The sequence below is a fragment of the Burkholderia sp. WSM2232 genome, assembly GCF_000472545.1.
GTDB lineage: Bacteria > Pseudomonadota > Gammaproteobacteria > Burkholderiales > Burkholderiaceae > Paraburkholderia.
This window is the reverse complement of the sequence record NZ_AWZV01000013.1, coordinates 159,601-183,090: the sequence shown is the minus strand read 5'-3', so window position 1 is coordinate 183,090 and position 23,490 is coordinate 159,601. Positions and strand designations below refer to the sequence as shown.

23 protein-coding genes are annotated in these 23,490 nt (G+C 61.8%); 14 read left to right on the top strand and 9 right to left on the bottom strand.

Features of this window, described 5'->3' with window-relative positions; all coding sequences use genetic code 11:
- Positions 1-312: 312 nt before the first annotated feature.
- Positions 313-1,902, top strand: coding sequence for a DHA2 family efflux MFS transporter permease subunit (locus F757_RS0114255; protein WP_027211985.1), 1,590 nt, complete (start codon positions 313-315; stop codon positions 1,900-1,902).
- A 141-nt stretch (positions 1,903-2,043) separates the two neighbouring features.
- Positions 2,044-2,958, top strand: a complete 915-nt coding sequence (locus tag F757_RS0114250) for a glutaminase (RefSeq protein WP_027211984.1) — start codon at positions 2,044-2,046, stop codon at positions 2,956-2,958.
- Between the two features lie 131 nt (positions 2,959-3,089).
- Here F757_RS0114250 and F757_RS0114245 read toward each other — a convergent pair whose 3' ends face one another.
- Positions 3,090-3,968 carry an NmrA family NAD(P)-binding protein gene (locus tag F757_RS0114245; protein WP_027211983.1) on the bottom strand — a complete coding sequence of 293 codons (879 nt, stop codon included), beginning with the start codon at positions 3,966-3,968 and terminating at the stop codon, positions 3,090-3,092.
- A gap of 297 nt (positions 3,969-4,265) precedes the next feature.
- On the opposite strand from F757_RS0114245, the gene glmS reads away from it, so the two are divergent.
- The 7 genes from glmS to F757_RS0114210 all read left to right on the top strand — a co-directional run bounded on the left by glmS (position 4,266) and on the right by F757_RS0114210 (position 12,716).
- Entirely contained in the window at positions 4,266-6,104 is a 1,839-nt protein-coding gene (gene glmS / locus F757_RS0114240; RefSeq protein ID WP_027211982.1) for a glutamine--fructose-6-phosphate transaminase (isomerizing), read from the top strand.
- Between the two features lie 133 nt (positions 6,105-6,237).
- Positions 6,238-7,770 carry a N,N-dimethylformamidase beta subunit family domain-containing protein gene (locus F757_RS0114235; protein WP_027211981.1) on the top strand — a complete coding sequence of 511 codons (1,533 nt, stop codon included), beginning with the start codon at positions 6,238-6,240 and terminating at the stop codon, positions 7,768-7,770.
- 681 nt (positions 7,771-8,451) lie between these two features.
- Positions 8,452-8,985 carry a helix-turn-helix domain-containing protein gene (locus tag F757_RS0114230; RefSeq protein WP_232221404.1) on the top strand — a complete coding sequence of 178 codons (534 nt, stop codon included), beginning with the start codon at positions 8,452-8,454 and terminating at the stop codon, positions 8,983-8,985.
- An 11-nt stretch (positions 8,986-8,996) separates the two neighbouring features.
- A complete protein-coding gene (locus F757_RS33515) occupies positions 8,997-9,257 on the top strand; it encodes a hypothetical protein (RefSeq protein WP_051376760.1) in 261 nt (86 codons plus the stop codon).
- Between the two features lie 156 nt (positions 9,258-9,413).
- Positions 9,414-10,367 (top strand): GlxA family transcriptional regulator, encoded by a 954-nt coding sequence (locus F757_RS0114220; protein WP_027211979.1) that lies wholly within the window; start codon positions 9,414-9,416, stop codon positions 10,365-10,367.
- A 47-nt stretch (positions 10,368-10,414) separates the two neighbouring features.
- Positions 10,415-11,719 carry a flippase gene (locus F757_RS0114215; protein WP_027211978.1) on the top strand — a complete coding sequence of 435 codons (1,305 nt, stop codon included), beginning with the start codon at positions 10,415-10,417 and terminating at the stop codon, positions 11,717-11,719.
- Between the two features lie 37 nt (positions 11,720-11,756).
- On the top strand, positions 11,757-12,716 hold the full coding sequence (locus F757_RS0114210; RefSeq protein WP_027211977.1) for a glycosyltransferase family 2 protein: 960 nt from the start codon (positions 11,757-11,759) through the stop codon (positions 12,714-12,716).
- Positions 12,717-12,785: 69 nt separating this feature from the next.
- On the opposite strand, the gene F757_RS0114205 is transcribed toward F757_RS0114210, so the two are convergent.
- Together F757_RS0114205 and F757_RS37045 are read right to left on the bottom strand one after the other, a co-directional pair.
- Entirely contained in the window at positions 12,786-13,028 is a 243-nt protein-coding gene (locus F757_RS0114205) for an autotransporter domain-containing protein (RefSeq protein ID WP_027211976.1), read from the bottom strand.
- 34 nt (positions 13,029-13,062) lie between these two features.
- The gene (locus tag F757_RS37045) at positions 13,063-13,251 is read right to left on the bottom strand and encodes an AIDA repeat-containing protein (RefSeq protein ID WP_198021392.1); all 189 of its coding nucleotides are present in this window, start codon (positions 13,249-13,251) and stop codon (positions 13,063-13,065) included.
- Here F757_RS37045 and F757_RS36195 point away from each other — a divergent pair.
- Positions 13,208-13,396, top strand: coding sequence for a hypothetical protein (locus F757_RS36195; protein WP_198021397.1), 189 nt, complete (start codon positions 13,208-13,210; stop codon positions 13,394-13,396). The two genes, F757_RS37045 and F757_RS36195, sit on opposite strands and share 44 nt — an antisense overlap.
- A 7-nt stretch (positions 13,397-13,403) precedes the next feature.
- Here the strand turns inward: F757_RS36195 and F757_RS36190 are convergent, their stop codons facing one another.
- The 3 genes from F757_RS36190 to F757_RS36180 are packed head-to-tail and all read right to left on the bottom strand — an operon-like array spanning position 13,404 to position 14,379.
- The gene (locus F757_RS36190) at positions 13,404-13,721 is read right to left on the bottom strand and encodes a hypothetical protein (protein WP_027211974.1); all 318 of its coding nucleotides are present in this window, start codon (positions 13,719-13,721) and stop codon (positions 13,404-13,406) included.
- A gap of 19 nt (positions 13,722-13,740) precedes the next feature.
- Positions 13,741-13,995, bottom strand: a complete 255-nt coding sequence (locus tag F757_RS36185; protein ID WP_027211973.1) for a hypothetical protein — start codon at positions 13,993-13,995, stop codon at positions 13,741-13,743.
- Positions 13,996-14,013: 18 nt separating this feature from the next.
- Positions 14,014-14,379, bottom strand: coding sequence for a hypothetical protein (locus tag F757_RS36180; RefSeq protein WP_027211972.1), 366 nt, complete (start codon positions 14,377-14,379; stop codon positions 14,014-14,016).
- A 344-nt stretch (positions 14,380-14,723) separates the two neighbouring features.
- Between F757_RS36180 and F757_RS0114180 the strand changes: the two genes are divergently transcribed.
- The 4 genes from F757_RS0114180 (at position 14,724) to F757_RS0114165 (ending at position 20,481) form a co-directional block, all read left to right on the top strand.
- Positions 14,724-17,168 carry a two-partner secretion domain-containing protein gene (locus F757_RS0114180; protein WP_027211971.1) on the top strand — a complete coding sequence of 815 codons (2,445 nt, stop codon included), beginning with the start codon at positions 14,724-14,726 and terminating at the stop codon, positions 17,166-17,168.
- 186 nt (positions 17,169-17,354) lie between these two features.
- Positions 17,355-18,155 carry a PadR family transcriptional regulator gene (locus tag F757_RS0114175; protein WP_027211970.1) on the top strand — a complete coding sequence of 267 codons (801 nt, stop codon included), beginning with the start codon at positions 17,355-17,357 and terminating at the stop codon, positions 18,153-18,155.
- A 151-nt stretch (positions 18,156-18,306) separates the two neighbouring features.
- Positions 18,307-19,131, top strand: coding sequence for a siderophore-interacting protein (locus tag F757_RS0114170; protein WP_027211969.1), 825 nt, complete (start codon positions 18,307-18,309; stop codon positions 19,129-19,131).
- A gap of 81 nt (positions 19,132-19,212) precedes the next feature.
- Positions 19,213-20,481 carry an MFS transporter gene (locus F757_RS0114165; RefSeq protein WP_027211968.1) on the top strand — a complete coding sequence of 423 codons (1,269 nt, stop codon included), beginning with the start codon at positions 19,213-19,215 and terminating at the stop codon, positions 20,479-20,481.
- 57 nt (positions 20,482-20,538) lie between these two features.
- On the opposite strand, the gene F757_RS0114160 is transcribed toward F757_RS0114165, so the two are convergent.
- Genes F757_RS0114160 through mmsB form a run of 3 tightly spaced genes read right to left on the bottom strand, consistent with a single transcriptional unit; the run spans position 20,539 to position 23,482 of the window.
- Positions 20,539-21,696: an enoyl-CoA hydratase/isomerase family protein gene (locus F757_RS0114160; RefSeq protein ID WP_027211967.1), complete on the bottom strand. Its 1,158-nt coding sequence runs from the start codon at positions 21,694-21,696 to the stop codon at positions 20,539-20,541.
- Positions 21,693-22,532, bottom strand: coding sequence for an enoyl-CoA hydratase (locus F757_RS0114155; RefSeq protein WP_027211966.1), 840 nt, complete (start codon positions 22,530-22,532; stop codon positions 21,693-21,695). The genes F757_RS0114160 and F757_RS0114155 overlap by 4 nt, the downstream gene beginning before the upstream one ends.
- Complete coding sequence (mmsB, locus tag F757_RS0114150; protein WP_027211965.1) at positions 22,529-23,482, bottom strand: 3-hydroxyisobutyrate dehydrogenase; 954 nt, start codon at positions 23,480-23,482, stop codon at positions 22,529-22,531. The genes F757_RS0114155 and mmsB overlap by 4 nt, the downstream gene beginning before the upstream one ends.
- Between the last annotated feature and the right edge of the window lie 8 nt (positions 23,483-23,490).

Genomic DNA, 23,490 nt, shown 5'->3' with positions numbered 1-23,490 from the left:
GCTAACGGTGCTAACGGTGGTATGCGGATTGGTTCGGCCTTAACCGCGAGCATACGCTGTCGGCCTTGCTCGTGTCGCGTGGGGCTGCGCGGGTCGGCGACGTTGCAGGGGGAATGCGGGTATGCTTTTGCGAGCATCCGGCGGACCTGCGTGCGCGGCTCATGCAGAGGCTCACGAACCTGCACGGCGCGTGCTCACGCATAGGGGCATGCCTTCGCTCCCGTAGAACCGGCAGAACCGGCAGCGCCGGCAGCACGCACAGCGCTGCGCAAAGCCCGGGAGGTCCGCAGCAAACCAATACCGGAGAATGTCTTGAGCCAATCCAACACCGCGGCGTCTCCAGCGCCCGCGCCCGCTACGCCCGCTCCTCCGCCGCCGCTGCAAGGCGGCCAACTGGTGCTCGCGACCATCGCGGTCGCGCTCGCCACCTTCATGAATGTGCTCGACACGTCGATCGCAAATGTCGCCATTCCCACCATTTCGGGCAACCTGGGCGTTTCCGTCGACGAAGGCACGTGGGTCATCACCGTATTCGCCGCGGCGAACGCGGTATCGATTCCGCTCACCGGCTGGCTCACGCAGCGTATCGGCCAGGTGAAACTCTTTGTCGGCGCGATCCTCATGTTCGTGCTCGCGTCGTGGCTGTGCGGCATTGCGCCGACGCTGCCGGTGCTGCTGCTCGCGCGGGTGTTCCAGGGTGCGGTGGCGGGCCCGCTGATCCCGCTGTCGCAAGCCATTCTGCTCGGCTCTTATCCGAAGGAGAAATCGTCGACCGCGCTTGCATTATGGGCAATGACGGCCACCGTGGGTCCGATCGCCGGTCCGGCGCTGGGCGGCTGGATCACGGACAGCTATAGCTGGTCATGGATCTTCTACATCAACATTCCCGTCGGGCTGTTCGCCGCCGGCGTCACGTGGATGATCTATCGCACTCGCGAGTCGCCCACCCGCAAGCCGCCCATCGACGTGGTCGGGCTGGGGCTACTGATCACCTGGGTTGCTGCACTGCAGATCATGCTCGACAAAGGCAAGGACCTCGACTGGTTCGCGTCGCCGGTTATCGTGATTCTCGGCCTGACCGCGCTCGTCAGTTTCGCGTTCTTTCTCGTGTGGGAATTGACCGAAGAGAATCCGATTATCGATTTGCGGCTGTTTCGCGAGCGCAACTTTCTCGGCGGCACGATAGCCATCTCGGTCGCATATGGCGTGTTCTTTGGCAACCTGGTGCTGTTGCCCCAATGGATGCAGGAGTACCTCAATTACCGTTCCGTCGACGCGGGCCTCGTCACGGCACCGCTCGGCATCTTCGCGGTGATCCTCGCGCCGGTCATGGGCCGCGTGCTGCCGCGCTCGGACGCCCGCATCATTTCGACCATGGCTTTTGTCGGCTTCGCGATCGTCTTCTACATGCGTTCGAAGTACGTGATCGAAATCGACACCTGGCATCTGGTGATACCCACGCTGTTGCAAGGCATTCCCATGGCGCTCTTTTTCGTGCCGCTCACCTCGATCATCCTGTCGGGACAGCCGCCGCACAAGATTCCGGCGGCAGCCGGCCTGTCGAATTTCGTGCGTGTGTTTTGCGGCGCAGTGGGTACCTCGGTAGCCGGCAACGCCTGGAACAACCGCACGGTGCTGCATCACGAACGGCTCACTGAACGTGCCTCCGTCAACAACCCGTTGTTCAATCAACAAATTGACTCGACCCAGTCGCTACTGCATCTGAACACGCAATCGGCGCACGCGCTGTTTGATTTCAACGTCACTACGCAGGCCGCGATGATGGGTCTGAATGACATCTTCTTTGTGTCGGCGGTGATCTTTATTCTGATCATTCCGCTCATCTGGATCACGCGGCCTGCCAAAGGCGGCGGCGGTGGAGGCGCAGCGGGCGCACATTGACGAGCACACCGGCACGGGCACCGCACGGCGGACGCGCGTGCCGCTCTGGCGCAGCCGTGGACAAAAGCCGCCGCGCGGCGCCCGCCTGAACCGTTCGAGCGCCGATGACAGTAGAATCGCGGCTCCACCGGGTTGAGCCTTATGAACTACGCATCCATCCTCGATCAGATTCATCGCGACTTGCGGCCTTATCTGGGCATGGGCAAGGTCGCCGATTACATTCCGCAACTGGCCAAAGTCCCCGCCGAGAGCTTCGGCATGGCAATTATCACGGCGTCGGGCGAAATCTTTCGGGCGGGCGCAGCGGACACGCGTTTTTCCATTCAGAGCATTTCGAAGCTGTTCGCCTGCACCATGGCTTTCCGCCTGCTGGGCGATGCGCTGTGGCAACGTGTGGGCCGCGAGCCGTCGGGCAACGCATTCAACTCACTGGTTCAGCTCGAAGCGGAGCACGGTAAGCCGCGCAATCCGTTCATCAACGCGGGCGCGTTAATCGTTACCGATGTACTATGCCGGCGCTTCGTGCAGGCGGAAACCGCGCTTGTCGAGTTCATGCGCCGCTTAACAGGCGAAGCCAGCATTGACTACGATTCGCGCGTGGCTCAATCAGAGTTGCAGCACGCGCATCGCAATCGCGCAATGGCGCATTTCATGGCGAGCTTCGGCAACATGGAAATGCCGCCCGAAGTAGTGGTCGACGCGTATTGTCGCCAATGCGCAATTTCAATGAGTTGCGTCGAACTGGCAAAAGCCGCACTCTTTCTCACCCACCACGGCGTCGTGCCGTCCACAGGCGAGCGGATTCTCGACACGAGCTCCGCGAAACGTCTTTCGGCACTCATGCTGACGTGCGGCACTTACGACGCTGCCGGCGACTTCGTGTATCGCGTGGGCCTACCGGCTAAAAGCGGCGTGGGCGGCGGCATCGTCGCGGTGCTGCCCGGAGAAATGGCAGTGTGCGTATGGTCGCCTGGGCTCGACGCAAATGGCAATTCATTGGCCGGCGTGCTCGCGCTCGAATGGTTGACGACTTATACGGGCAAGTCGATCTTTTAATGGCCAATGCGCGGCAGCGCACTGACATGACAGCGAACCGGGGCTAGCGAATAGCGCGGCAGTGTTCGTCCTTTCAGCGAAAGTACTCGTGCCGCGCTATTGCCAACTTAGCTGTAGCGTTTTGCGGCAGTTCAACCCGCCCGCTTGACCAGGTCGGCCAATACGGTCTGATAGGTGGTTCGGCCTGTCACATGCTCGTTTGCGCCGCCCTCGAAATCGATCCACCCTGCGTTGAAACCGTCGAGCATTTCGATGCGCGGCGCCGGCCACGCCGTGCCTTGCGACTGAAACAGCGCTTCCCACTGATCGCGCGGCACTGCCCGAGCTTTCACCTCGCGTTGCAGCACGCCGCCAAGCAGCGCCGCTATGTCATGCTGCGTATAACGCTGCGGTCCCTCTATTTCGATAACGCGCCTTCCCTGCCATGACTGCGTCAGCGTATTGGCAATGACACGGCCGATGTCCTCTGTGGCAACCATCGGATAAGGGCGGTCGAGCGGTTGCAGGAAAGACGGCATGACGCCCGTGTCGCGCGCCGGCGCAATGTCCCATAGCGAATTCTCCATGAACCACGCGGGCCGCATGATTGCGGTGGGGACCTGCAGATCAGGCAAGCCGACGAGTGCATCTTCGAGAATGCGCACCTGGGTAATCAGCCCAAGGCCCGATTCACGCTGCCCGCCCACCGACGACAACACCGCCACCCGTTGAGGCCGCGCGTCGCTCAGCGCTTTTTTCAGCACCTGCGCGGCGCCATGCGCATTGGGATAACCCGGCGGCGGAGCAAAATTTGGCGCCATCATGACGAACACGCCCGTCGTGTCGCGAAACGCAGCGGTCAGCGCCGCGATGTCTTCAAACGACGCGATAGCTACTTCCGCGCCGCGCTCCCGCCATTGGGCGGCCTTTGTCTCGTCGCGCAACACGGCGCGCACCTTGTGCCCGCCTGCCAGCAATGCGCGTGCAGCCGCCCCGCCCACCTGTCCTGTCACACCCATAATCGCATACATGTTCGAACACTCCTTGAAAATTCATACGGTAGTGCGGTGCATTTTCAAGGTTTCACACACATTTCGCGAGAGCATCAATGTCATTTGCCTAATGACCAAAGAGCATGAGCATGTTTCATGGCTGTTGCGTGCGGAAGCAACCTGCTCATTTACCGGACAACCGTTCAACGTTTCGCGCCGCTCCGCGCGCGCATGAGTTCGCGGTGTTTATGCTTGGTTGCAATGCAACAGATTCAAGAGCCCGCTTCAATAGTTCTTCAGGCCGGTCCGAATCGCAGCGAAATCAGGAGATCTTCCATGTGCGGAATCGTAGGAGCAGTGGATCGCCGCGACGTCACCTCCATGTTGACCGAGGGCTTGCGGCGGCTGGAGTACCGCGGTTACGACTCATGCGGAATCGCCGTCGTGCAGCAAGGCGCACTGCGGCGCGTGCGCAGTGTCACGCGGGTCGCGAATCTCGCCGCCGAAGTTGCCGAAGCCAGGTTGTCCGGAATGATCGGTATCGCACATACAAGATGGGCGACTCATGGTGCACCTGTCGCGAGAAACGCGCATCCCATCTTTTCGGGCGACGAAATCGCCATCGTGCATAACGGCATCATTGAAAACCACGAGGCGTTGCGAGAAGAACTCGAAGCACTCGGTTATGTGTTCGAGTCCGATACGGATACCGAAGTTGTCGCGCATCTTATTCATCAGATGTGGCAAAAGCAGCCGGCACCAAATCCGGACAATCTGCTTTCCGCCGTCCGGCACGCTCTGGACCGCCTTCATGGTGCTTATGCAATTGCAGTGTTCGCGCGCAATGATCCGGGCCGTGTAATCGGTGCGCGGGCGGGATCGCCGCTCGTCGTCGGTCTTGGAGAACATGGCAATTATCTGGCCTCGGACGTCATGGCGCTCGCGGGCACCGTCGAGAACTTCATCTATCTGGAAGAAGGCGATATAGCGGAATTGACACTGCAGGGCGTGCAGATCTTCGATCGCAGCGGCAAGCACGTCGAGCGCGAAGTCAAGGTACACCGCTCGAGCACGGGCGCCGTGGAACTCGGCCCGTACCGGCACTACATGCACAAGGAGATCTTCGAGCAACCAGGTGCCATTGCGGACGCAATTGAAACCGTGCAGACGGTCACAGCCGATCTTTTCGGTCAGGGTGCGCGGCACGCGTTTCGCGCAATCGACTCAGTACTGATCATCGCGTGCGGCACGAGTTATTACGCCGGCATGACAGCCAGGTACTGGCTGGAATCGCTCGCCGAAATTCCCACTCAAGTGGAAGTTGCAAGCGAATACCGTTATCGCAGCAGTGTGCACAATCCAAACACGTTGGTGGTGGTCGTCTCGCAGTCGGGAGAAACGGCGGATACGCTCGCCGCTTTGCGGCACGCTCAATCGCACGGTCACCGGCATACGCTGGCCATTTGCAACGTTGCCAGCAGCACGATGATGCGGCAGGCAGAGCTTCAGTATCTGACGAGCGCTGGACCGGAAATCGGCGTTGCTTCGACAAAAGCCTTCACTTCGCAGCTTGTTGCGTTGTTCCTGTTGGCGTTGACGCTGGGCAAGCAGCGCGGGCGCCTTACCGCGGCGCAGGAAAGCAAATTTCTCGATCAGTTGCATCGGTTGCCGGGGAAACTGAACAGCGTGTTGGCGCTCGAAACGCAGATCGTCGCGTGGGCAGAAACTTTCGCTCGCACCGACCATGCGCTCTTTCTCGGCCGGGGGCTGCATTACCCCATCGCGCTAGAAGGCGCACTGAAGCTGAAGGAAATCTCGTACGTGCACGCCGAGGCCTATCCTGCGGGCGAATTGAAGCACGGACCACTCGCGCTCGTGACAAGCCAGATGCCCGTCGTGACAGTGGCGCCTAACGACGCGCTACTCGACAAGCTCAAGTCGAATATGCAGGAAGTAAGAGCCCGCAGCGGCCAACTGTATGTGTTTGCCGATGTCGATTCGCGTATTGCGGAAGGCGACGGGCTCCACGTTATTCGCATGCCCGAACACTATGGCAGCCTGTCGCCGGTTTTGCACGTCGTGCCGCTGCAACTACTCGCGTATCACACCGCATGCGCACGCGGCACCGACGTCGATAAACCGCGCAATCTCGCGAAGTCCGTGACAGTCGAATGAGGCATAGCGCACAGATGCGCGCGGGGCATGTCTGTATAAGCAAAGGGTTGCGCGACGTGAATCGCGTGCCGCAATGCAATCGGAACTCATTGGTTGGGCCGGTGCCCGGCGAATTCGCGCAAGGAAAGCGAACATGCAGATCTATCCGATTCATCCGAGCTTTACTGCGGGAGCCTCATTCGAACTTGCGGTTCAGCCGAACCGGCGCTTTAGCATCGCCATTTATCAGCAACAGGACGAAGACGCGCTCACCAGCCTGTGCGGCGTGGTCGTGACAGGCAAGAACGGCGTGAGCGCCAATCTGCTGGACGGCAAATACGTGTTCGAATCGACAGGCAATAGCGCGCCGATGCGTTTCGACGAAGACTGGAACTGGCCGACAATCACCCTGCGGCCGAATGCATCGAGCCTGCACAGCGGCGCGTATGTGGCGATTGCGTATGAAGTCGACGCTACCGGCAAGCCCGCCGACGAGCTCGGGCGCTTGTGCGCCGCGCATCGCTCAGTGTTCGCGGCGCAGCCGCAAAGCGACAGCATGGCGCTCGTGATCGCCCGTCCGCGCACGCCCCAGGCGGCCCTTGCCTACATCATTCCGACTGCAACGTATCACGCCTATAACTCGACCGGCGGCGGGAGCTTCTACGACGACCGCATCCACCGTTATCGCGCGGCAAATCGCGTCAGTTTGCGACGCCCGGGCGGTGGACTCGGCGCACGCCTCGGCGAGCCGGTCGATCCGTACGACACGCGCTCGATGCGCCAGCAATTCGCTCATTGGGACGCGAAGTTCATACGCTGGCTACGCAAAGAGCGCATTGCCTGCGACTTCTATACAGACCTCGATCTGCACAACGCGACCACACTCGATCTCACACATTACCGCTGCATGCTGAGCGTCGGTCATCACGAATACTGGAGCGAGGAAATGCGCGCACATGTCGCGTATTTCGTCACGCAGGGCGGCAACGTCGCGGTTTTCAGCGGAAATACGTGCTACCGGCCAATCAGGTTTATCGGCTCTGAACCGGGCCAGCCGACTGAAATGCGCAAGCTTGCGGAGAACTGGGACGTGCTGAAGGAACAGATCGACCTCGACCCGCGCGTAAGCGGCAATGAAAGCAATCTGATAGGACTGACCTATAAGCACGGCGGCGGCCACTGGGGCACGTGGTCGCGCTGGCGCCGGCGCTGGGTCAGATGCGAGCGTGAGGCTATCGGCTTTACCGTAAAACAGCCGGAACATTGGGTTTTCGCCGGCACTCAATTGCAGAAAGACGAGACATTCGGTGCGGAAGACCGGCTTGTCGGCTATGAGGCCGACGGCCTTCCGCCCGACTGGCCCGACGATGCATTCGAAACGCTGGCGGTCACAGATCAGCTTACTGGATGGGAAATGGGCGGTGCAGGCGCGATCGGCATTTTTCGTCCGCTGTTGCGGGACGGCCGTCGCAGCGCCGGAGAAGTGTTCAACGTGGGCACGACGGACTGGGCACGGGCACTCGGCGACAGTTCGGCGAAGAGCCACGGCGTGGTCGAGCAGATTACCCGCAACGTGCTGCGCAAATACACCGGTACGGAAGAGACAAGCGTATTCCAGCAGACCTACGCGCGGCACCAGACAGCCGATGCCGCCGGCGAGGTCGCACTGCATACCGACGCTGGATGACAGGTCCGCTATGAGGTGATGAGAGCACCGACGGTTGCGCACACGCCGATGCCGGATCGCAGATCAAGCCGATTCCGCGATTGCGAATAACTGGCTATTACGTTATTTCGTATTGCTACGTATATTTTCCCATGTAAGGCGCATATCGATCCTGTATTGCCGAATTTCCTGCCGACAAAGCGCCCTTGCTAATGCACTTTAGCTGAGTTTTGGCAGCCCGTGGCATGCGCTCCTTCATTGCGCGGTACGTCATAAACGCACGTCTGCGTTGTCAGCCAAGGTTGGCCGGTGAAGGCTGAATTTAGGTGAGCGCGCAACTAGCCTTACAGCTATTCTTCCATTCAAAACAAGGCGAAGAAAGATTGCGTAAGTATTGTTCTTCTGACGCCCTCTTCGCTCCTGCCCGATATAAAGCACTGTCATACCTGACCGGCATTCAGGCAATAACGCACGACACTCTGAACACCAGGAGACAGCATGAATAAACTCGGCCCGGCTAGTCGCCTCCTACCAATGGATAAAGCGGCACAAGTACATCGTCTGATTAATACGAATGTACACGTCGACATCGTTTCGAGCCGCGAACTTCAATGCGGCGAAAACGAACCGCGTCCTGAACGCCTCGCTGCCGCAAACGCTGAGTCCATTCATCGCGCGCACAAAGGCGCCGACAAGCTGCAGATGCTGATTGCGCCGGATACGGATGCAACGCTCGCTTCTATTGTCAGGTCGAGTCTGGATTGCCAGGATCTGATTGCTCCGGTATGGATCGTGGATCACACAGATCATGGCGCTGTCATTGCACGGCCTGCTGAAATACGTATTACGTTTCTTCCTCACCCAAATCGCGCAAACCCCGCAGCGTCGGACAAGCCCAAAACGGAAGACGGCAGAATGCACGCCTGCGCGCAATGGCTCAGCGAGAACTGCGAACACGACATTTCCATTGCAGATGTGGCCCAGAACGCAGCGATGAGCGAGCGGACTTTCCTGCGTCGCTTCCGGCGGCAGCTCGGCACCACGCCTTCCGAGTACTTGCTGAAAGCCCGCCTCGAACGTTCTTGCCGGCTGCTTGCCGAATCGGATCTTCCAGTCGACAAGATCGCTCGACGCAGCGGTATGGGCAACGGATCGCAGCTCGCGAAGCTATTTCGCAAGCGCTTTGGAGTCTCGCCAACGGAGTACCGGCGCCGCGGCCGCACAAGTTCTGCCTGAGCGAGAGCAACATGGAAGAAGGCCCGCTGCGCGGTCATTGGCGAGACCTGCCACTGGCATCGCGTGGCGAAAGGTTCTGGTTCACGCCGATACTGATTGTCTTTGCAACTTTTTATGTTCTGGCCGTATTCATCGTCTTTGCTGTCGTGGCGATTGCATTGATCCCGGTGCGGGTTTTCGCCGCAATCGCCGCCCATCTCGCGGCTGCAATGCGACCCGCGATCAGGGCCGTAGTCAGAGCCGCAATCAGGGCCGCAAAGCGGCGCCGATAACGGCGTTCGCGGCAAGCCGCGCATTGGCGAAACACGACAAGCAATTGGCGGCTGAGCCGCCGATTGGCAGCACATCCGAAGAAACCGCCGTTATTACAATTCACTGTCGCCCGTGTTTTAGCTCATTTAATAAATATATTGGGAGCCCTAATCGTGATGGATCTCGTCGAACTTTCCAGGCCGCTCGTCAATGAGAAACCCGACTGTCTGGCACCGTCGATGCACATAGGTCTTCTCGTTTCGCAAAACTTCTTCACCGCAAGTGCAGGTGCGATTGGCGACGCTTTCCGCCTCGCCAACCTGGCGGAGCTGCACCGTGGCGAGGGTGCTCCGTACCGGCTCACGGTATTGTCGGAAGAAGGAGGCCTTGTTACGAGCTCGTGCGGCATTTCAATTGTCACCGAGCAGTTGAGGCGTTACAGCGTGAGCGACTTTCACGCGTTATTCGTGGCGTGCCGCGACGCCTCGGTTGTCACCGAGCCGAACAACCGCCTCTATTCGTGGATTACGCGCCAGGGTGCCGTTGCATCGCTGCGCATTACGCAAGGGTCGAAGCTTGCGCTGGTTTATAAAAACGCTTCGCGGCTCGCAGTACCGGTCTTTCTATTTGACGACAACCCCGCGACGTCGCGTACGAGCGGCGCTGCACCGGCCGAGTTGGCCCTTTCGCAGGTCGAGCGCGACCTCGGTCCGCGCATAGCCCGAAAGGTAGCCGTCGATCTGCAGACGAATACGCTCAAGCATACGAGGCCGCGTGAAGGCGACGCCAAGTCGCTGACTACCACCAACAAGGTTCGCGAGTCGGCCCGCTGGATACAGGAAAACTACAGCAAGCCCATTTCCATTGCGCAGGCAGCGGAATCCGCGGCAATGAGCAAGCGCAATTTCCGTCGCCGTTTCAAGCAGGAGTTCGGCATGACTCCGCTGGAGTACCTGCTGCGCACGCGCTTCGACGTGGTTCGAACCATGTTGAGTTCTACCAATATCCCGGTCGGAAAAATTGCGCGGCGATGCGGCATGGGCGACGGAAACCGCCTTGGCCGGCTTTTCAAGGAACGCTACGGCATGTCGCCCACCGAATTCCGCGCACAGCGGCATTTGAGCCTGTAGAGCGGCTTACGCATGACGAAAGCCACCATCGCACCTGGCGCATTTCCATGACCACTCCGATTCGCAAGACGCTGTTCTATCTGATCCTGATTCAGGGCGGCAATTACGTCGTGCCATTGCTGATGTTGCCGTACTTGGGACATGTACTCGGAGCGAGAGAGTTCGGGGTGTTGGCTTATTGTCAGGCCGTCGCGCAATACATGGTGTTGCTGACCGATTACGGCTTCAATTTCACGGCAACGCGGCATGTGTCGGTCGCGCGCGGTGACCCGCAAGGGCTCGCCGAGGTCTGTACCAGTACCTCGGCTGCGCGGCTGATACTGGTTGGCGTGGCGCTTGTTCTGATCGTCGCAGGCGTGGTGTTCGTGCCTGACCTGCGTGAGCATGCCGATGTACTCGCCGCGCTATTCATCGGTATCGTTGCCAACGCTGTTACGCCGGTGTGGCTTTTTCAGGGCCTCGAACGTATGCGGGCGCTGGTATTGCCGACTTTTGTTTCGCGGCTTCTCGGTCTCGCATTCGTCTATCTGGCAGTCAAAGGTCCGGGCGATGCTGCACTCGCCGCACTCGGCGTGAGTCTGGGCAATGTACTGCTCGCGGTCTGCGCGCTGTGGATTCTCTATCGCAACCGGTGGGTGAAACTCGTCGGCGTCTCCACAAAAAAAATTGTCGACGCGCTCAAAGACGGCTTTCCGTTGTTCCTCTCTTTTGTATTGATCAGTTTTTATGTGAACTTCAACTCGATCCTGCTCAACTACTTTCACGGAGCGGAGGTGGTGGGTCAGTTCGCGATGGCGGACAAGATTCGGGTGGCGGCGCAGGCCATGTTCATGGTGATCAGTCAGGCTTTCTATCCGCGCATCAGTCAGTACCACGCAACCGATCCGCAAGCCGCGCAGCGGCTCATGCGCATGGCCATGCTGATCGTGTTCTCGACGTCCGTGAGTCTCTTTATCGGCATCGAGCTACTGGCGGCATGGGGTATCGAAACATGGATCGGCCCGCAATTTCACGCTTCGATTCCTCTTCTGAGACTCGAAGCCGTGTTGCCGCCGATCATCAGCGTCGCTGTCGTATTCGGCGACCTCGGGCTGCTCGCTCAGGGCCGGGCCCGCTCATTGACCAATGTGTTTCTCGCCGCGACGGTTCTGCATCTTCTCTATGTCGTTCCGCTCACGCGCTATGGCGGCGCGAAGGGGACGATCGCTGCCGTGATCCTGACTGAAACGGTCGGCGCCGCGGCCTTCACATGGCTGTATTTTCGCGGCGTTGCGCCTGCTTCGCGACGCGCGTCGCGCATCTCCATTGCGTCGCCGGCGGCTCAGGAAGCACGCGGCGCGGATGCCGGCTGAGTTCCGGTTCCTGCTTACCAATCCATCGAGGTCCCTTATGCCCGCTTTTTCCATCATCGTGCCGGCCTACAACGTGGAGCACTATCTCGACGAGGCGCTCGCCAGCGTTGCGGGACAGTCCTTCACGGACTTCGAGGCGATCATCGTGGACGACGGCTCCACAGACGGCACCGCCGCGATTGCGCAGCGCTATTGCGAGAACGACTCGCGATTCAGATACGTCTATCAACCTAACCGGGGACAATCCGCGGCGCGCAATCTGGGCACCTCGCTGACAACAGGCTCGTACGTGTACTACATGGATAGCGACGACCTGATCGATGCCGACACATTGAGTGTGTGCCACCGGGAATTCAGCAATCCCGAGATCGACGCCGTGATGTTCGAAGCGGCGGTATTCCCGAACGACGCCCCCATGTACAAGCAGGAGGTGAACGGATATCGGCGGCCGCTGGGAACCGCGACGTTATGGTCGGATGAGTTCGTGGTCGAGTCGCTCAGCCAGGGACGGTACTTCGTCTCGCCCTGCTGCTTCGTCACGCGGCGTTCCGCCATTGGCAATCTGCGTTTCGTGGAAGGCATCGTATATGAGGACAATCATTTTTTCGCGGCGTTGCTGCTGCAGCAAAGAATCAAGCTCGCCGTGCTGAATCAGGCGTTGTTCAAAAGACGCCTGCGCATGGACTCGACAATGTTCACCACCAAGACGCTGCACCATTACAACAGCATGTACCGGCTGCTTCACGAGATCTCGCAACTGTCTTTCATCGCGCTCGAATCACCGGTGCGCGCGCAGATCAAGCAGGAGATTATCGGCAAGACGCTCGGCGACCTGCATTTCGCAAGCGCCCTCGTCGGCCCCGATCTGAAGCTGCGCAGCATGAACGTCGCCGCGACGTGGTACGTCGCCACGCATATCTCGCCGCGGCTTTTTTCGTTCAAACGTTTGTTGCTCGCACTCGTGCCGGAACTGTATCGGCTCAAGCCGGAGATCTGAACGAGCCATCAAGGGCAAGGCCGCGAAGGCGCGACATGCGTTGCGCCGCTTCGGCCCGCCCCTTGCGCATCACCACTTCCACTGCGCGCCCGCCGTCGCCTCATCGGTGAAGGCTGCGCTCACCCACTGCGCTGTGCCGCTAAAGCGATGTTCCCACGCCAGTTCCGTCTGCCAGTCGAGCGGATGACCGAACAAGGTGCCGAGCCCTTTGAGAAAACGCAGCCCCAGCACGCTCGATAGCGCATTGCTGTTGGTTGACGCGTAGTCCAGATTAAATGCGCCACCGCCATGTTCGCTGAAGCCCTGCCACACTGCCGCTCGCGTAACGCCCGGGAAACACCGCTTGCTATCCGGCATTGGTAATGGTCGTGTCGTTCGCCAGTCCATAAACCAGTTGCCGGCCTCCCGAGGTCGCCAGCGTATCGACGTAGCCGCCGCCGTTAAGCACGCTTAGACTGCCGCCGTTCTCGAGCAATACGGAGTGCGCCGTATTGTTTGAAATCGAGAAAGTCCCGGACGCATTCGTGCCGGACACGATCCTGTCCGCCGTGTTGGCAATCAGCGCGGCGCCCGCCGCGATCGATGCGCTCCCTCCGGCCGTCACGCTCAGCGCCGAGATCGAGCCGCCGCTCGAAACGACCACCCTCCACCGGACGAAACCCGCGTATCGGTACGCCTGACCGCCGCTCAGTACGTTCTGCGTGGCGCGCTGCTGACGAACGTCAACGACGTGGACGCTCCATCGTACATGTTCTGCACACCGCCGAAAAGCAAGGTTGCATAGGCTGTTCCACCGGACATCACGTTCTGCGTGCCGCCCGTGCGGACCTTCGTATAAATCGAAGCGCTGCCACCGCTGAGAACGTTCCGGGTACCGCCGTCGTAGACAAGCGTGGCTTTCTGATCGATGCAAATGACGCGGTAACCATGCTCTTTCAGGAACGCGACCAGTTCGCGCCAACCCGGCGGATGGTTCCAGTACTTGCATTGGGTCGAGCTTTGCACCGCGACGCAAACGTATTTTTCAGCGATGGGACGGCTTATCGGGCGAGCCGATGTTCGGCGGCTCTTCGGCCGGGTCCAGCCCGAGAATGTAGCCGGCGGTGCGATGCAGCCCGACGATCTGGAAGTCGGTCGGCTGATGAACATTCGCTTCATCGCCGAAAAAGAGTCCGACTCGATAGCTTGCGTAATAGAGCTCGGGCTCGACCTCTTCTGGAGTGACGAATTCGATGTCCGGGTAACAGTCCCGAAAGAGCGGGATCAGCAGCGGCCCCATCGAGCACGTGAGTTTGCACTAATGCTGCCGCTGGAATTTCACCGCATACGGAAACCAGCCGATGATGTCGCCGAACGTGCCAACCGGAAACTCGATTAATACGGGTTTATTCGTTGCGTCGAAACGATGCTCGAAAACGCGTTTGCCGTTTGCTTCGACTTCGATTGAAAACGGCACGAAGTATTTTCTACTGCCAAGCGGTGCGGTTTGCGTGGGCAACGGCGCGGCTGCGCGAAACGGCGGCTTGCGCGTGTCGGCGGCGTCGCCCGCCGCGCGAGCGCCGCTTCCCGACGCATCAGGCGCGGCAGCGTGGGCCGCGGTGGTCGCCGCTGAGACGGGCGCGTCCGCGGGACTGACATCGACGGTGGCAAGCTCTCCGGTCATCTTTATTAGAAAATTTTCGTTTCAGGTGCGGAGCGCCAAATCTATGACCAGCACGGACCTCGATTCAAAACCCGTCGAGTTACCCCCGCTTAAAAGCCAATGCTAAGCGCCCGCTGAATATATCAAATCAGTTTAACGGCGTCTTGATAAATCTTTGCATTTTCGGAAGCGATACATCGACGCGCGCTTAAGGTGTCATGCGCCAAATCGGCTGAAAAACCGGACGTTCCATCGGTAACACGGAAAATGCCGACTAGTATTTTGCGTGTAGATCAGCCACCGTCCACGTGGTTCGGGTCGGACTGCGGGCGCTGGTGAATCCGCCATCCGATGCAGGAGGACATATGGCACGCTTGTCAGTCAGTCATCCCACACAACCCGCGCTGATACGGCGACAGCGCTGGCCCCGCAAGCTGCCCCTCGCGGTTGTTTCGATCGCGGGGCTGTCGTGGGCGCACGCTGCGATGGCAGGCGGCGCTCTTCCGCAAGGCGGTCACTATGTGGCTGGGGCCGGAACGATCGCGGTCCAGGGAAATACCCTTTCGGTGACGCAGCCCGGCTCGACGCGCGGCGTGATCGACTGGACCGGCTTTTCTATTGGCAAGGGCAACAGCGTCACGTTCGCAAACGGTATGGGCGCCACGCTCAACCGCGTGACGGGCGGCTCGCCTTCGGCCATTCTCGGCAGCCTGAGTGCAACCGGCAGTGTGTACCTGATCAATCCACAAGGTATCCTGGTGGGTCCGGGAGGCGTCGTGAGCACCGGCGGCCGCTTCGTTGCTTCCACCCTCGATCTGCCGAACGACGCGTTCATGAACGGTGGCACGCTCACGCTCACCGGCACGTCGAATGGCAAAGTGGTAAATCTCGGCAAAATCGGCTCGAGCGGCGCTGACGTATTTCTCATCTCGCGCAACGAAGTCGTGAATGCAGGCTCCGTCAGTGCGCCGAACGGGACGGCCGAATACGTCGCCGGCCAGGAAGTCGTGTTGTATGAATCGTCGGGCAGCCGGCAGGCATTCGTGCAGATCGGCAGCAAAGGCAACGTGTTCGATCGCGGCATCACAGAAGCCGCGCAAATCAATCTGCAAGCGGCCGACGGCAACATCTACGCGCTCGCCGGCAGCGGTGAGCGGATTCGCGCGACCGGCACGGCGATGCGCNACGGCCATATCTGGCTGGTCGCCGACAGCGGTCACGTCACGCAACAAGGCACGCTCAACGCAACCAATGCAGACGGCAGCGGCGGCACCGTCGACACACTCGCGAACTCGCTGACGTTAAAGAAAGACGCTGCTGTAGAAGCGGGACTATGGAGCGTTTCGACGCCTGACTTCACCGTCGATCACCCTACGGCGGCCGCCTTCGCGCGCAGCCTGAACGCCGGCACCTCGATCAACGCAATTGCGACCGGCGGGCATGGCGCGGCCGGTGAGATGACGGTGGCGTCGAATCTCGACTGGAGCGGTCCGGCGTCGTTAGCGCTGGTTGCTTCGCGCAACGTGACGATCGCCCCGGCCAGGACGCTCAGGAACACCGGCAGCGGCAACCTCGTGTTGCGAGCAGACGCCGCAGGCATCGACAACGGCGGCAGCGTGCTCAACCACGGCACCATCGACTGGTCGGGCAGCACCGGCACGGTCACTGCGCTATACGACATGAACGGCAGCTACAGCCCGGGGACGATCCACACGAACAGCGCGTGGGCAGCGTCGCCGTTCAGCGCGCTGGTGACCCAGGTGACCGGTTACAAGCTGGTCAACAGCGCGACCGATCTGCAAAACGTTTCGGTCGATCTCGCCGGCAACTACGCCTTGGGAAAAGATGTCGACGCCACCCTTCCCGACGGCGCACACAACACGGCGATCGGCGGCGTCCTCGCACCCTTCACGGGGCAATTCGACGGCTTCGGACATACGCTCTCGAATGTCAGCCTCAGCACTTCGTTCTCGCCGGGCCCGCCGCCGGCCGGCCACGACGCGCACGGCCTGTTCGCCGTGATCGGCAGCGGTGGCGTCGTGCGCAACGTAACCGTGCAAGGCACGCTGAGAGACTTCGGAAGTTATGGAGGTTTTGGACTGCTCGCCGGCGTCAACGAGGGAACCATTGCCAACGCGCACACGAGCGGGCGCGTGGATGTCTCGGCTGGCGGCAGCGCAAGCGCAAGCTCCGGCGGACTGGTCGGGTGGAACAACGGCACGATTGTCCGGTCGTCCAGTGACGCAGCCGTCAGGAGCGAAGGCGGAGCCGGTGGCCTTGTCGGCTCAAACGGCGGGTCCATACAGCAATCATTCGCCGCGGGCGACGTCTTCGCTTTCGCGCATACCGGCGGCGGAGGCGGGCTGGCGGCCAGCAACACCGGACGCATCAGTCAGTCGTACGCAACCGGTACGGTGGAGTTCGCGCCGAATTACTGCGGCGGCTACGGCTCCACGTGTCTGTCGGGCGCGGCGGCAGGCCTCGTGCTCCGCAACACCGGAATCATCGAAGAATCCTTCTCGACCAGCCCGCTGAGCAACCGCTACGGACCCGCGGGCGGGCCGCCTACCGTGGGCGTCGCCGACATCAACAACGGAACCGTTGCCAGCAATGTCTACTGGAACAAGGTCGCGACGGGGACAAGCATCGGCGTCAGTACGGGCACGCCGGTGCCCGCCGCAAATGGTCTCACCACCGCGCAGATGGCGACCCCGGCGTCTTTCGCCGGCTACGACTTCGGCCCGGATGGTGTGTGGGCGTTGCCGACGGACGGGGCTCATCCGGTTTTGCGCTGGCAACTCGCGCCGTAAACCGTCGCGCGTGACGCCGGCCTTGTGCGCGAGGGGCCGGCGACTACGTCGTGGGCGTTTTCTCGCAGCAAACGCTTCGCATGGAGCGGCCGGCCCCGCCCGGCATCCCCCCCAAAAATACTTTGACAAACCATCTTTAGATATATATCTTACGACACATCTTAAGACATATCTGGAGAACACAAGATGCGTCACTACCCTCGTTCCGGCCGCCCGCACGCTGCGGACCACGCTTTCGACGCTCGCTTCGAGCGCCATTCACTGCACGCGCTCTGGCATGCGTTTGCCCATCGCCATGCCATGCACGACGATCGCGACGAACATGCCCATCGTTTTTCCCCCTGGGCTCTCAGGCATGCAATGGGACGTCATCACGAGCATCGCGGCGGACGCGGTCTGTTCGGCGGCGGCCCCGGCGGCTTCGGCGGCGAAGGCGACGGTTTTCCGCGCGGCCGCAAGTTCTCTTCCGACGATCTGCAACTGCTGCTGCTCAAACTGATCGACGCACAACCGAGCCACGGCTACGAGCTCATCAAGGCGCTGGAAACGCGCTCGAACGGCTTCTATAGCCCGAGCCCCGGCATGGTGTACCCCGCGCTCACGTATCTGGAGGAACTCGGCTACGTGACCGTGCAGCTCGAAGGCAACCGCAAGCGCTACGAACTCGCGCAAGCCGGCCGCGATTACCTCGCGGCCAATCGCGAGCGCGTCGAATTGATGCTGGCAAAGCTCAGCCACATTGCCCGCAAGATGGACTCGGTGCGCCGCGCGTTTGCCGGCGAAGAACCTGCCGACATCAGCGAAGGCGGCTGGCTGCCCGAGCTGAACCAGGCGCGCCGCGCGCTGAAAAACGCGCTGCTGCGCCGTGACAATGCGCCCGCCGAAGAGCAGCGCCGCATCGCCGCGATTCTCATGCGAGCCGCGAAGGAAATCGAAGGCGAACAGAACCCCGCCAGCAGCAACAGCGACGACGCGCCCGCCGCGTGAGCGCACGAGCGCCGGAGCCTTTTTCACGCGCCGGCGCCTCGTTCCAGCCGCGGTGCTGTTCGCCACACGCTGGCCGCGCAGGCCGCGCACGCCCCTCTGGCGCCCAGCCCGCGGCGCATTCACTCACCGAACCGACAGGACCAGTGCCTCAATGCCGACCCAGCAAAACCGCCCCGACCTCGCCGTACAGCGTGTACGGCATCCGCTCAAGTTCCGTCTGCTGCAAGTGAAAAACGTACGAACGCTCACTCCGCATCTGGTACGCGTGACATTCGGCGGCGAGGACTTGCATGACTTCATGTCGGCCTCGTTCGACGACCACATCAAGGTGTTCTTCCCCGAGCCGGGCGCGGACAAACCGGTGCTGCCGCAAGCGGGCCCAGACGGTCCCGTGTTCCCCGAAGGACGCAGGCCGACCGCGCGCGACTTCACGCCGCGCCGCTTCGACCCCGAGGCGCGCGAACTCGACATCGAGTTCGCGATGCACGAAGCCGGCCCTGCGGCGACATGGGCGACGCAGGCGAAAGCCGGCCAGTATCTGGGTATCGGCGGGCCGCGCGGCTCGCTGGTGATTCCGACCGCTTTCGACTGGCACCTGCTGATCGGCGACGACACCGCCCTGCCCGCCATCGCGCGGCGCCTCGAAGAACTGCCGGCCGGCAAGCGCGTAGCCACGGTGATCGAAGTGGCCGATCCGTCGGCTTGCATCGAGTTCAGGACTCAGGCGGAACTGCATCCTGTGTGGGTTTACCGCAATAACGAAGCCACGCGCGGCGAAGCGTTGCTGCAAGCTGTCCGCGCAACGTATTTGCCGGAAGAAGGCGAAGGTTATGTATGGGCCGCGGGCGAAGCCGCGACGATGCGCGCGATCCGCTATCACCTGTGCACGGAACGCGGCGTCGACAAATCGCGCATTCGAGCGGCGAGCTACTGGAAACAGGGCGCCGCGGCCGTGCATGAAACGCTCGACGACTGAGCGCCGCAACTGAGCGCCGCGACTTAAAGCGGCGGTTGCAAGCGGCGGCTGCAACGACAACAACAAAAACAGGAAATGCCGATGTATTCAATCGACTCGACGCATGAGCGCCGGCTGCTCTGGCTGCTTGCGCTGACCCAGTTCACCATCATCATGGACTTCATGGTGATGATGCCGCTCGGTCCACAAATCATGCATTCGTTTGCCATCACACCGGCCGCGTTCGCGACGGCCGTGTCGGCGTATTCATGGTGTTCGGGCCTGTCGGGACTGTTCGCGGCCACCTATATCGACCGCTTCGACCGGCGCCGTCTGCTGCTCGCCGTATACGCGCTGTTCGCGTTGTCCAATCTCGCGTGCGCGTTTGCGAACAGTTTTCACTTGCTGCTTGCCGCGCGCGCTTTTGCGGGTATCACGGGCGGCGTGCTGGCATCGGTGATCATGGCGATCGTCGCGGACGTCATTCCCGTGCAAAGGCGCGGCGCCGCGACGGGCACCATCATGACCGCCTTTTCGCTCGCGGCGATCGCGGGCGTGCCGGCCGGCGTGATGCTCGGCGCGCACTTCGGCTGGGCCGCGCCGTTCCTGCTGCTGGTCGCGCTTTCGGGCGCAATCTGGCTGACGGGCTGGCGACTGGTGCCGTCGCTCGCCGCGCATCTGGGCGCACGCCAGCCGCCGCTCGCCGAAGTGCTGCCCGAACTCATACGGCTGCTCGGCAATCCGCGCCACATGGCGGCATTCGCACTGACCTTCGTGATGATGGTCGCGCACATGCTGATCATTCCGTTCATTGCGCCGGTGCTCGTCGCGAACCACGGCGTAGCGCCCGAGCAATTGTCGTGGCTCTACATGGCGGGCGGTGCGGCAACGTTCTTCACCTCACGCCGCGTCGGCAAACTCGCGGACCGTTTCGGCGCGCGGCGCGTGTTCCGCATCGCGGCGCTGCTTGCCTGCCTGCCGGTGCTTTTCATCACGCACTTGCCGGATCTGCCGTTCTACGCGCTGCTGCTGTTCTTCCCGCTCTTCATGGTGCTGCTGTCGGCGCGGATGGTGCCGATGCAAGCCCTGCTGACCACCGTCCCGCAACCCGAGCGGCGAGGCGCGTTTCTCAGTGCAAACAGTGCACTGCAGGCGTTGGGCACAGGCTGCGGCGCATGGATCGGCGGTCTGATGCTCGGCAACTCGTCTGCTGGCCAGATCGTCGGATATGGCACGGTGGGGTGGGTCTCGGTGGCGGTGGCGCTGGCAGGCGTTCTGTGGGTTTCGCGCGTTCGCAGCGCGCAGGCGCCGGAAGGCGAGGCACCCGCGCCCACTGTGCTGCGCAGTGATGCGGTAGTCGGCGAAGCCTGAACAAATCGGCCATGACTCGAGCGGCCATGACTCGAGCGGCCATGACTCGAACGTCAGTCAGACTGCGCCCCCAAGGTCCGCGAGAGGATGCGCTTCCCGCTTCCACGGCGAAGTCAGAAAGTGCCTGACGCGCTCGGGCCGCACTTCCGGCAGCGTGGCGGGCGCCCAGCGGCCCTTGCGGTCCTTGTCGATCAACTGCGCGCGCACGCCTTCGCAGAAGTCGCCCTCCTCGATTGCGCGTTTGACGATGCCCAGTTCCATGCGGAAGCACTCGGCAAGCGTCATCTGCCGGCCGCGTAACAGCGCCTCGCGCGTCACATGAAGCATGGTGGGCGAATGCGCCGTGAGCGCGTCGTAAGTGGACTGCAGCCACTGTCTCACCTCGCGCGGCGAGTCGCGTTCGAGGTCATGGCGCAACGTCGCCACGATTCTGTCGACGCCGGAGCGCCGGTCGAAATGCCGCAGGACCAGTTGCGTCAATGGCGCCAACGCGGCGTGCGGCACGATATTGCACGGCGGCTCGAATACGCCGCGCAATGCGCTCAGCAGATCGGCTTCATGCGACATGCGCCGCAGCCGTTCTTCGGCGGAGGCAAGCCAGTCGGCCGGCACGCACAGATCGGCGAGTTGCAGCCGCAATGCATCGGCGCCTGACAAGGTCGCGCCGCTCAGGCCGACATACAACTCTAATTCAACAGGCATCACGGCGAGAAAGCGCGTCGCGCCGACATCCGGCACGAAGCCAATGCGCGTCTCGGGCATGGCGATCCTGCTGCGCTCGGTGACGATGCGCAGCCGTGCAGCCTGCCCGAGCCCCATGCCGCCGCCCATCGCAATGCCGTCGAGCAGCGCGACCACCGGCTTCGGAAAGGTATGCAATGCATAGTCGAGCCGGTATTCGTCGATAAAAAACGCAAGCCAGCGGCTGTCGCCGTTCTTCGCGAGGCGATGCACCTCGCGCACGTCGCCACCCGCGCAAAAGCCCTTGTTTCCAGCGCCTTTCAGCACGAGCGCGACGATCCCGTCGTCGTTGCGGCAATGTTCGACGAGCACCGCGAGTTCGCGAATCATCGCGTGCGACAGCGCATTGAGCGCGGCCGGCCGATTCAGCGTGATGATCGCGACGCGGTTGACCACACGAAACAGGATCTCGCGCTCGACGTTCACGCCCGCGGGCGGCGCGAGCTCTGGCACGACGCTTTGTACAGCGCTCATCGGGGCGTCTCCTGGCTGATGGCGTTGGTGGCGTTGGTGGCGTTGGTGGCGTCATCGCTTTGCATGATCCCCCAGCGCGGCGCGCGCTTTTCGAGGAACGCGTTGACGCCTTCGCGCTGGTCGGCACCGTCGAACAGATCGACGAAACGTTCGCGCTCCAGAGCAAGCGCAGCCGAGCGCGGCACGCCGTTGCGGGCTCCATGAATCAACGTCTTGCTGAAACCGACGGCCTGCGGACTCAGCGTCGCGACACGCGCGGCCATGACGAGCGCGGCGTCGCGCGCAGCGCCCTTTTCCACGACTTCTTCGACAAGACCGATACGCAGTGCAGTCGCCGCGTCGACGCGTTCGCCGGTCAGAATCATCCGCTTTGCCCAGCCTTCCCCAACCAGCCACGGCAGCGTCTGCGTGCCGCAACCGCACGGTAGCAAGCCGACGGCGGTCTCGGGCAGTGCCATCACAGCGTGCTGTTCGGCAATACGGATATCGCAAGCCAGCGCACATTCGAGCCCGCCGCCCATCGCATAACCGTTGATCGCGGCGATCACGACTGGCCGCGCATTCTGCAGCGCTTCGAAGGCGGTGCCGAAGCGGGCTGCTGCAATCCGCGCCACTTCGCGATTGCCGTCGGCGAACGTGTTCAGGTCCGCGCCCGCGCTGAAAAATTTCGGTCCCTCGCCGGTAATTACAATCGCCCGCACACGTGGCTCGCCGTTCAGACGCTCCACTATCTGCTGCAATTGCAGCAAGCCTTCCGGTGTGAATGCATTTGCGGGCGGCCGCCTCAACGTGAGTTGCGCGACACTGCCTTCGTGCATGTAATCGAGGTCGATCATCGCGCGGCTCCGTTTGCGGCGCGGTTGCCGCTGTTGTTGTCGTTGTTGTCGCCGCTGCCGTTCTCGCTGTCGTTGCGATACAGCTTGATCACCGCCGAAAAATCCAGACGTCCGGCGCCTTTCGCGCTCATCGTTTGATAAAGCTGCTGCGCGAGCGCCCCAAGGTACACAGGTTGACGTGCGAACTTTGCGGCGTCCGTGGCGAGCCCGAGGTCTTTCAGCATGAGGTCGGTGCCGAAGCCGCCGGTATAGCCGCGCGACGACGGCGCGCTGTCTATCACACCCGGCATCGGGTTATAGGTGTCGGAGCTCCAGCAGCGCCCCGTCGACGTATTGATGATGCCGCCCAGCACCTTCACGTCTATGCCGAGCGCTTCGCCGAGCGACATGGCTTCGGCCACGCCCGCCATCGTGATGCCGAGCACGAGGTTGTTGCAGATCTTCGCGACCTGGCCTGTGCCCGTGTCGCCGCAATGCACGATGTTCTTGCCCATTGCCGACAATACCGGCTTTACCTGCTCGTACGCGCTCGCACTGCCGCCCACCATGAAGGTCAGCGTGCCCGCAGCTGCGCCGCCCGTGCCGCCCGAAACGGGCGCATCGACAAACGTGTTGCCATGCTGCTGCGCGAGTTCGGCGAACGCTTTGACACTGGCCGGGTCGATCGTGCTCGAATCGACGATAGTCACGCCTTTGGCAATGCCGGCCAGCACGCCGTCTTCGGCCGTCAGCACGCTGCGCACATGCGCGGCTGCGGGCAGCATCGTGATCACGCACTCGGCGTCGCTCGCTGCCGCTTTCGGCGAAGCGGCCGCTTTCGCGCCGGCCTCGACAAGCGCCTGCACGGCCTGCGCGCTGAGATCGAAAACGTTGACCGCGTGGCCCGCCTTCAGCAGGTTGTGCGCCATCGGCGCGCCCATGTTGCCCAGTCCGATAAAACCAATCTTCATGATGCCGC